Genomic DNA, 9922 nt, shown 5'->3' with positions numbered 1-9922 from the left:
GCAAAATATCTGCCAAATTATTTAGAAAAAAAAGAAACGCCGGGGCGTTTCCTTAAGTGATTTAACTGTAACAACACTATTTGACGTAGAACCCAAAAAACTTAAAAACCTTGCGATGTAAGACTGGCACGGAGAAGACCAATCTATCATCACAAGGTAAGAGTATTCAAATCTTATTGAAGACTCAAATAATAACAAATTTTAATTAAGGATAGTAATATCATAGATTTTTCTAGAAGTTTCTTGAGGTGAAATTTTCGTTACCTGTCTTTTATCTTCTAAGAAATTACCTTCTTCAAGTGAAGTGGAGAGACCACTCCAAGGTTCCAAAGCAATGAATGGACTTTTATTAGTTGTAGACCACAGAATCAAGTTCGGAAAATTATCAAAATCTACTCGAAGACCTTTACCAGACTTCCTTGACCGAAGCGTTACGCTACGAGACTTGAGCTGGTCAAGTGTAATGGCATCATGGGAAAAAAGTGAGTAGTCCAAATCGAGAATCTTTTGATTTTCCAAAAAAGGTGTGCGATCTTGCAAATCTAATAATCCTGTCTCAGGAAAACTCTTTGGTATCGAGCAAGACTCAACCTCACTAAATTCAATATAATAATCCTCATAGTTTTCACCTTCTACTAAAGGACAATTGAATGCTGGATGGGCTCCAATAAAGTAAGGCATTGTTTTTTCCATTTCCAAGTTCGTTACCTGAAATTCGGTTCTAATTGATTTACCATTCAAGGTATAAACAACTCTCAGTTCAAACTGATATAGGTAATTATCAAGCATCTCAGCATTTGGTTTAATACTAAAAGTCACGCTATTATCATTGACTTCTTCCAGAATAAATTCTTCTTTTCGAACAAAACCATGTCTACGAATAAGACCTGTAAAAAAGGGTCTTTCTTGAGGTCTATAAATAGCCCAATCATTTCGTAAACTACCACAGATAGGAAATAGAATAGGCGCCTGTCCATTCCAATAATTTGGATCAGCTTGCCAGAGATACTCTATCCCATCCTTGTCTTTAATCGAAGTCAGTTGACCACCCAGTGTTTTAAACTGAACAGTAAGATACTCGTTTTTTAATTCGATAGTCACAACTAATTCCTTTCTTTTTATTATTGGAAAGGCAAATAATTTACCTCGAAGTGAATAGTCTCACGTATTTCTACATCGAGTGATTGTAAAAATTCCCATTCAAATGCTGATAACTCTAAATCAGAATGGCAAATCCATTCTTTTCCAGTTGAAACATACCATTTACCACATTTTAGCAACGGGGTAGCTTCAAGCTCAGGAATCATAGGACAATCTTCGAAACTAACAATATATACATTTTCAAAGCCTGGTCTCAATAAGTGTTGTACTTTTTCTAAAGTATCGGATAACAATTTTTTACATTTTCAAGTAATATTACTCTATCACTTGAGTTTCTGCTACTTTCTTATACCAATGAGCTGATTTCTTAGGATAGCGTTCTTGCGTGTCAAAGTCTACATAGAATAGTCCATAACGTTTTTCGTATCCGTTTGACCATGAGAAGACATCCATAAGTGACCAGATGAAGTAACCTTTAACATTTGCACCATCCGCAATTGCGTCTGATAAAACTTCCAAGTGTTTCTTCACGTAATCAATACGACCATCATCATAAACGGTATTATCTACAAACTCATCTTTGTATCCAAGACCGTTTTCAGTGATGTAAATCTTCTTGTAGTTTGGATAATCATTTTTCACTCGCATGATTTGGTCATACAAGCCTTCAGGATAAATAATCCAGTCCCAATCCGTTCTAGGCACATAATCTGGTGCGATTCGGCGACCAACACCTTTAATCTGGTACTTAGAACTTCCTTTTTCACCCTTACCATTGTGAATGATTTCAGTCTCACCATCAAAGGCTTGCATCCAATCACTCATGTAGTAGTTGATACCAAGGAAATCGTTCAAATCTTTAGCTGCTTCAAGTGCTTGGAAGTCTTCATCACGAAGATCAAGTTCTCCACCATTTTCAGCTAGGATGTGGTTGACCCCTTCCATCGTTTTATCTGAATAGTGTCCAAGGTAGGTTGCATCCAAGATAAATTTGTTATGGATGATATCTTCTAACTCAGCGGCACGAACATCTGCTGGATTTTCTGGATCATAAGGGTATTTGGTTGGCAACGCATGTACTACACCAATTTCGCCTTTATAACCTTTATCTTTATACAATTTCACAGCACGTGCATGAGAAACCATCATATTGTGGTGTGATTGGAAGACTTTGGCAAGATCATATTGAATGCCTGGAGGGAATTTACCAACCAAGTATTGACCATCTCCAATTGGGCCAATTTCATTGAAAGTTGTCCAGTAGTTTACTTCTGGGAACTCTTCAAAACAGAAAGCGGCATAATCTACAAAGTGTTCTATATTTTCGCGGTTTAAGAAATCTCCATCTGAGTGAAGAACTTCTGGTGTGTCAAAGTGGTGCAAAGTCACGAATGGCTCAACATGACGTTTGTGGCACTCGGCAAAAAGATTATGGTAGAATTCAACACCTTTTTCATTTACTTCGCCATAGCCAGTTGGGAAAATACGAGACCAGGCAATTGAAATACGAATACCATTAACGCCATATTTTTCAGCTAATTCTAAATCAACAGGATATTTATGGTAAAAATCACTTGCAGGCTCTGCTGTGTACCAATAATTGTCTTCAAGATACTTATCCCATGCAATTGGGCCTTTACCATCCGTGTGAGTCGCACCTTCTGCTTGATAAGCAGCTGTAGCACCACCAAAAATAAAATCTTTAGGAAGTGTTTTAGTCATAACTATAACTCCTTTCAAAAAAAGCATTTGAGACGATATTCTGAGTTCCGGAAACCAAGGAAATGAAATGAAATGCAATGATATGGTTAACAATATTATAAGGAACTGAAAGAATAATCTCGTCTCAAATAACTTTTACAAATTTATTAATCAAACTGTTGTTGAACAAATGCAAGAGCACCTTGTCCATCACGTGTCAATTTGATATATTGAGCTCCTTCAGTTTTTGCAAGTTTAATGCCCAATTTATCTGTTTCAGCCTTCATATCATCGAAGTTTGAAGCGACCTGTGGAGCCAAGATAACCAAGTCAAACTCTGGCAACATTTCACGGTGAGCACCGTAACCACCCGCTGCCGCTTTGACTGGAACATTGTATTCTGCTGCTGCTTTGTTCAAGGCATTGGCAAGCAAGCCACTTGTACCTCCACCTGCACAAAGAACAAGGACATTAGTTTCTTTTGTGATATTATTGTTTGCTGCTACATCTTCTTTAGCAACGCCTGCTTTTCCAAGAACGGCATCTGCTTTAGCAGTATTGAAGTTTGCAGTTACTTTTTCTTTAAGAGCATCGTTTGTTTTACCAGAACGTTCTTCTTCAAGAATTTGTTCATCGTATACCTTAACAAATGGGTAATAAATGATAGTATCAACAACTACCAAGAGTCCGGCTAAGATAAATGATAGAACTTGGAAGTTAGTACCGAGTACAATTCCCAACGGACCAGGAGTAACCCATGGAAGGTTGGCAGAGAATGAGTTCATGTTCAATGTGTCAACAAAGAATTTAAAGATCCAAACGTTGACAATCGGAGCGAAAATGAACGGTACAAAGAAAATCGGATTCAATACGATTGGTGCACCAAATAAGATTGGCTCATTAACCCCAAAGAATGTTGGAACAACTGAGGCGCGTCCGATGGCACGGTTACGTTCTGATTTACAAATCCACATGAACAAGAATGGAACAATCAATGTAGCTCCTGTTCCACCCATGGTAACAATAAACATTTGAGTACCAGAAGTGATAACTTTATCTGCATGTTGTCCAGCTTGGATAAGATGCAAGTTGGCATCGATATTGGCATAAGTGATAGCAGCGATTGCTGGTTCGACAATTGAAGGACCGTGGATACCAACAAACCAGAAGAAGGCATAAGCACCAAAGATAAGTGTAATTCCAAGGTAACCATCTGCAGCTGAGAAGAGAGGAGCAAGAAGGGTACCGATTGATTCTGCAACGGTTACACCAAGAGTTCCCTTAACAATGAGTTCAAATCCATAAAGGAGAACAACCGATACAGTGAATGGAATCAAGTCTTTAAATACTTGAGAGATATTTGGTGGAACCTCTTCAGGCATACGAATAGTAACATTATTTTTCACACAGACCTTGTAAACATTAACTGTCACAAAGGCTGCAATAAATGCTGTCAAAAGACCTTTTGTTCCCGTGAAGGCTGTCAAGAAGCCTCCTTCTTTTGCAGGCTCAGCTGCCATCAAAAGGAACCCTACCATAGACGCTAGCATCGTAGATAAGAAGTTAATCTGATTGGTCGCAGGTAGGTCACGGTTCATTGAGTCCGTCAAAGCTTTAGCGGTAGTACCACCAACAAAGAATGCTAGGATACCCATCGAATAGCTATAAGGAGTCATCAAGAAGGTTTCAATGTCTTTTGACCAGTGGAATCCCCAAGCATTTGGGACATAGGCAATAAGGATAAAGATAGATGAGAAAAGGATGACTGGCATACCAGCGATAAATCCATCACGAATAGCACGAAGATAGATGTTTCGAGAGATTTTCTCAAAGAACGGTTTCCCTTTCTCAATAAGTTCAATGAGTTTATGCATTATTTTGCTCCTCTTTTATAAAGTTCGATGAGGTGATGAATCACATCTTTTAATAAGACAGTAGTCATTAAGTGGTCCTGACCATGCATCATGGTAACGCTGTATGGAAGTTCCTCCCCAGAAGCTTCTCGAGCCAACATAGCTGTCTGAGAATTGTGAGCCTCTGCAATACAGCTTCTTGCTTCTACCACAAGACTATCTGCCTTAGCGAAATCACCATTTTCAGCCGCTTTAAGCGCTTCTAAAAGTTTAGAGCGAGCATCTCCAGCATAAGCAACAATTTCAAACCCTAAGAGAGTCATCTCTTCTCTGTTCATAACAATATCCTCCGTTTTATGTTTTTACTATACTTTATCAGTCCATGGACTAGCTGTTTTAACAAGAACTTTGTTAAGTTCATCAATATTTTCGAATCCAGTAGTACGCAACCATTCACGTGCTGCTTTTTCACCTTCTTTGATGTAAGGTTCTACAGATCCTGCCCAAGTAGCACGTCCACAAAGCACACCATTAAACTTGGCACCTGAGTCGTGAGCAAATTGCAATGTTTCTTGGAACAATTTAGCAGATACACCTGCACTTAGGTAGATGTATGGAAGGTTAGTCGCTTCTTCTTGTGCTTTAAAGAAGTCAGCAGCTTCAGCTTTACTGTAAACCACTTCACCATCAGCAAAACCTTCGACATATTTAACGTTAACTGGTACTTCTACTTTAAGAACATCAATGTTAAAGCGTGGATTAGAGAAAACTTTCATCGCTTCAATGACTTTGCGAGGTTTCACTTTTGCATATTCAACAGAACCTGCATCTGAGATTTCTTCATCATAAGCAAGGATTTCTAAGAAGAAAGGAATATCTTCAGCGACACATTCAGAACCAACACGTTCAATATAAGCTTGTTTTTGTTGGTTAAGTTCATCTGAGCTGTCTACATCATAGTAAAGCAAGAACTTAACGGCATCAGCGCCTTGCTCTTTGATACGTTTTGCAGACCAAACATCCAAGCAGTCAGGCAAACGTTTTGTACTTGATGTATCATAACCTGTTTTTTCATAGGCAAGAAGAAGACCTGCTTCTTTATCCAATGCTTTTGTTGCTGGAAGTCCATATTCAGGGTCAAGCAACATTGAAGAAGCGTATTTTGTAAGTTCATCAGCAACCAAAACCTTTAGTTCTTCCATTTGAGCTACAGTTGGTTCTGTATCTTGATACTGTGCCATCAAACGTTTCAAAGCACCACGTTGGTCAAATGCCAAAGCTGAGATAACACCGTTTTTATCTGAAATTTTTTCCAAAGATTTGCGTTTCTGTTCTGTAAGTACCATTTTCATACCTCTTTTACTCCAATTTGTGAGTTTAGTGTTTCGTAATTAGTCATATTCACATGCCCTGTCATTGTTTCTTGAGCATTTAACATACCCAATGTCATCGCATGTTTTAATAAGTCAGCGTCACTTTTTTACTATTTAAAGCTGATGCAATACCAGCTACCGTTGAGTCCCCTGATCCGACTGGATTAACAACTGGGATATCAGGAATATCTACCTTATAGAAAACATCACCATGTTTTGCAAAGGCACCGTTTCGACCTAATGAGACCACTATCCATTCGATACCACTAAAAAGTGACTCTTTAAGAACGTCTTTGAGTTCTTCAATATCTTTTGTTATTTCATTTCCAAGCAACTGTGAAAGTTCCTCATTATTAGGTTTGATGGCAGTAGGTTTAGCCGACGATTTTAGAACTGTTTCAAGAGGTGCACCTGAACAATCCAAAACGACTGCTACTCCTTCATCCGAAGCAAGTTGGATAAGTTTTTCATAATAATCGTTGGGAAGTCCTGAAGGTAAACTTCCTGAAATTGTCACAACTTCTGATTGTTTAATAAGATTGCTATAGTGGTCAAGAAAGCCTTCTGCTTCTTCATGAGAAATTGTTGGTCCTTGTTCCAAAATTTCTGTTTGGTTACCCTCGTGTAAGATAGCAATACAGTTTCTAGTGTTTCCTGAGATTTTATAAAAAGCTGGACTAACAGGAGATTGTTCTAATTCGCTTTCAATAAATTCACCAATTTTACCACCTAAGAAACCTGTAGCAGTAACTTTATCACCAGATTCATACAAGACTCTAGTAACATTTAAGCCTTTTCCACCAGCTGTCTTACTAACATCTTTCACCCTATTCACTGTATCAATTTTCAATGTTTCTAGAGGATAAGAGATGTCTACTGAAGGATTTAGTGTGACTGTTAGAATCATTTGTTATACCTTAATCGTGGTAGTCACCACGGTCCCATTTTTCAAGGAATTCTGTAAAGAAATCTTCATCTGCTTGATGTGCATTATGTGTTTCAACGTGTTCGATTTTTGCAATCAATTTTTTATTTTCTTCTGTTGGTTTGTACTCAGCTTCAATGAAAGCTTCAATGATGTCATTCATAAGAAGACCACCAGTAATCATTCCACCGAAACCGATAACATTCGCATTTAACTCTTCTTTTGCATATATAGCTGATGTCATATCACGAACCAACGCTGAGCGAACACCTGGAACTTTATTGACTGCATTGTTAATGCCGACACCTGTACCACAGATACATACTCCCAAGTCTGCTTGACCACTTACTACTGCTTCACCGACTTTTTTACCATAGATAGGGTAGTGAGTACGTACGTGGTCATATGTCCCGAAATCAAGGACCTCATGTCCTTTTGATTTCAAGAATTCTGATACTGCCATTTTTTCATCTGTGACAATGTGGTCACATCCAATTGCGATTCTCATTCCTTAACTCCTTTCTTAACACATCTTGTTAAGCATATCTACTCGGATTTGATGACGTCCGCCATCATATTTACCACTGACGAAACCTTTAGCGATGTTTTTAGCAAGCTCATCACCGACGATTTCAGCGCCAACCGTAATCATTCGTGAATTGTTATGTCCACGTGTCATATAAGCTGAGCGTTCATCTGAAACTTCTGCTGCAACCATACCTTTAATTTTAGTTGCTACCATGAATGGACCAGCTCCATAAGCATCAATTACAATACCTAAGTTTTGCTCATCTTTATTTACTTCAGAGGCAACTGCCAAGGTAACATCAACAAAATCTTGTCCGTCCTTAGTCACATCAATTACCTCAAAACCTTCTTCTACAAGAAAATTTTTCACAACATCTTTTAATCTCGTACCTTTGAGATCTGCACCAACAACAATAGCCATTTTGACTACCTCCTAAATTTTAGAAAGAAATGCTACGTAGAAGTAGAAAACATTTTGCGAAATGTTCGAAATAACGTTTTCATCATTTCTTTGTTTATATAATATCAAACATTCAAACAAAAAGCAACGCTTTTTTGTTTATTTTTTGTTTTTTTTAAAAAATAGATAACACCGTTAAATTATTGTTCATTTTTGTTCATTTAATCCATCACAAAATGGACGTGAAATATCTATTCAAGTATTACAAAAGTCTTTTACTATCTATAACTTACTGATTAAGAGGTCCTACTTTATTTTCGTCTTATACAAAATCTGACCTAAGCTAATATACGTCAATCCTCTGTTCTTATTTCATCATCTAACGTTTGTTTTTGTTTAAAATTGTTTGTTTTACCTTGAAAATATTGTTTTTTATGATATAATTAAAAGAGAATTATCTTTGGGAAAAAATTACTTTATGAAAGAAGAGTCTTCATATGAACAAAAAACGACGATTAGAAAAAATTTTAGATATGTTAAAGATTGATGGGACCATAACCATAAAAGAAATAATAGATGAACTAGATATTTCCGATATGACAGCCCGTAGAGACCTTGATGCTCTAGAAGCTGATGGACTTTTAACACGTACTCATGGTGGTGCACAATTGCTTTCCTCTAAAAAGCCACTTGAAAAGACACATATCGAGAAGAAAAGTCTAAATACAAAAGAAAAAATTGACATTGCTAAAAAAGCCTGCTCTTTAATCAAAGATGGCGATACTATTTTTATTGGACCCGGAACTACACTTGAACAACTGGCATTAGAATTGAAAGGTCGTAAAGGTTATAAAATTCGTGTCATTACAAATAGTCTCCCTGTGTTCTTGATTCTAAATGGTAGCGAAACCATTGATTTATTGCTTCTTGGCGGTGAATATAGAGAAATAACTGGAGCTTTTGTAGGTTCAATGGCTTCGACAAATTTAAAAGCAATGAGATTTGCCAAAGCTTTTGTTAGTGCAAATGCTGTTACCCATAATTCTATTGCTACATATAGTGACAAGGAAGGTGTGATTCAACAACTTGCCCTAAACAATGCTATAGAAAAATTCTTATTAGTAGACAGTACTAAATTCGATCGATACGATTTCTTTAACTTCTATAATCTAGATCAACTCGATACCATCATTACAGATAACCAGATTAGCCCTCAACACTTAGAGGAATTTAGCCAGTACACTACTATTTTAAAAGCGGACTAAAATTATGACTTATAAAAATATTGTTTTTGACCTTGATGACACTCTTTATGACCATCAACTCCCCTTTAAACGTAGCGTTGAGAAATGTTTTCCGACGATTGATATCCAACAAATAGATAACATTTATAAACGTTTCAGATATTGGTCTGATGTTGCTTTTCCTAAATACACGAAAAAACTCATCAGTATTGAGCAGCTTAGAATTTTTCGCTGTCAGAAGACTATGGAAGAATTTGGCATCGATAGTATTTCTAGGACAGAAGCTCTAGACTTCCAAGCTGACTATGAATATGAACTCGATCAGATTACGATGATTCCTGAGATACATCAACTACTGCTGGCTCTACATAAAAACCACATCCCAATAGGTATTCTAACTAATGGCCCTGTTGACTTACAGAGTCGAAAACTCCAAAATATTGGTGCCTATCGGTTCTGTTGCAAAGTTTTAAATAAAGAATAAAATCCCTTACGGTATCTATGATTTAAGCTGGGATTCCCAATACTACCTTGATTTCAGTACAGACCGAAAACCCGAAGAGAGTGCCTTCTTTTCGGGTTTTCTTATATAATCCTCGAATGGCTTCCATGCCTTTAATCGTGGTAGAGGCAGTGCGTAAACTTCGATAGAATTTATTGCGTCTCTTTACTGGACGATGGTCTTGTTCAATCAAATTATTCAGGTATTTAATGGTACGATGTTCTGTCCCTTGATAAAAGCCGTATTCTTTTAGTTTCTTAAAGGCACTTGTAATAGAGGGGGCTTTATCTGTGAC

Annotated in this window: 10 protein-coding genes and 2 pseudogenes; 2 read left to right on the top strand and 10 right to left on the bottom strand. The window is 37.3% G+C overall.

Annotated features, from left to right (window positions below; translation table 11 throughout):
- Positions 1 to 201: 201 nt before the first annotated feature.
- The 9 genes and pseudogenes from H541_RS0109805 to lacA all read right to left on the bottom strand — a co-directional run bounded on the left by H541_RS0109805 (position 202) and on the right by lacA (position 7902).
- Positions 202 to 1101, bottom strand: coding sequence for an aldose 1-epimerase family protein (locus H541_RS0109805; protein ID WP_005237723.1), 900 nt, complete (start codon positions 1099 to 1101; stop codon positions 202 to 204).
- 20 nt (positions 1102 to 1121) lie between these two features.
- Complete coding sequence (locus tag H541_RS0109800; protein WP_022797130.1) at positions 1122 to 1394, bottom strand: DUF3884 family protein; 273 nt, start codon at positions 1392 to 1394, stop codon at positions 1122 to 1124.
- Between the two features lie 22 nt (positions 1395 to 1416).
- Complete coding sequence (gene lacG / locus H541_RS0109795) at positions 1417 to 2823, bottom strand: 6-phospho-beta-galactosidase (RefSeq protein ID WP_022797129.1); 1407 nt, start codon at positions 2821 to 2823, stop codon at positions 1417 to 1419.
- 146 nt (positions 2824 to 2969) lie between these two features.
- On the bottom strand, positions 2970 to 4676 hold the full coding sequence (locus tag H541_RS0109790) for a lactose-specific PTS transporter subunit EIIC (RefSeq protein WP_022797128.1): 1707 nt from the start codon (positions 4674 to 4676) through the stop codon (positions 2970 to 2972).
- A complete protein-coding gene (locus H541_RS0109785; protein ID WP_022797127.1) occupies positions 4676 to 4993 on the bottom strand; it encodes a PTS lactose/cellobiose transporter subunit IIA in 318 nt (105 codons plus the stop codon). The genes H541_RS0109790 and H541_RS0109785 overlap by 1 nt, the downstream gene beginning before the upstream one ends.
- A gap of 27 nt (positions 4994 to 5020) precedes the next feature.
- Positions 5021 to 6001, bottom strand: coding sequence for a tagatose-bisphosphate aldolase (lacD, locus tag H541_RS0109780; protein ID WP_026501764.1), 981 nt, complete (start codon positions 5999 to 6001; stop codon positions 5021 to 5023).
- 2 nt (positions 6002 to 6003) lie between these two features.
- Positions 6004 to 6935: pseudogene (gene lacC / locus H541_RS12595) on the bottom strand (tagatose-6-phosphate kinase).
- Between the two features lie 10 nt (positions 6936 to 6945).
- Positions 6946 to 7461 carry a galactose-6-phosphate isomerase subunit LacB gene (gene lacB, locus H541_RS0109770; protein ID WP_022797125.1) on the bottom strand — a complete coding sequence of 172 codons (516 nt, stop codon included), beginning with the start codon at positions 7459 to 7461 and terminating at the stop codon, positions 6946 to 6948.
- A 15-nt stretch (positions 7462 to 7476) separates the two neighbouring features.
- Positions 7477 to 7902 carry a galactose-6-phosphate isomerase subunit LacA gene (lacA, locus tag H541_RS0109765; protein ID WP_010740268.1) on the bottom strand — a complete coding sequence of 142 codons (426 nt, stop codon included), beginning with the start codon at positions 7900 to 7902 and terminating at the stop codon, positions 7477 to 7479.
- Positions 7903 to 8378: 476 nt separating this feature from the next.
- Here lacA and H541_RS0109760 point away from each other — a divergent pair, with 476 nt between their 5' ends.
- Together H541_RS0109760 and H541_RS12305 are read left to right on the top strand one after the other, a co-directional pair.
- Positions 8379 to 9146 (top strand): DeoR/GlpR family DNA-binding transcription regulator, encoded by a 768-nt coding sequence (locus tag H541_RS0109760; RefSeq protein ID WP_022797124.1) that lies wholly within the window; start codon positions 8379 to 8381, stop codon positions 9144 to 9146.
- A 4-nt stretch (positions 9147 to 9150) separates the two neighbouring features.
- Complete coding sequence (locus H541_RS12305) at positions 9151 to 9609, top strand: HAD family hydrolase (RefSeq protein ID WP_022797123.1); 459 nt, start codon at positions 9151 to 9153, stop codon at positions 9607 to 9609.
- A gap of 22 nt (positions 9610 to 9631) precedes the next feature.
- Here the strand turns inward: H541_RS12305 and H541_RS0109750 are convergent.
- Positions 9632 to 9922: pseudogene (locus H541_RS0109750) on the bottom strand (IS6-like element IS1216 family transposase); the annotation flags it as partial.

This window comes from Bavariicoccus seileri WCC 4188, from assembly GCF_000421665.1.
GTDB lineage: Bacteria > Bacillota > Bacilli > Lactobacillales > Aerococcaceae > Bavariicoccus > Bavariicoccus seileri.
This window is presented reverse-complemented; position numbering and strand designations above follow the sequence as displayed.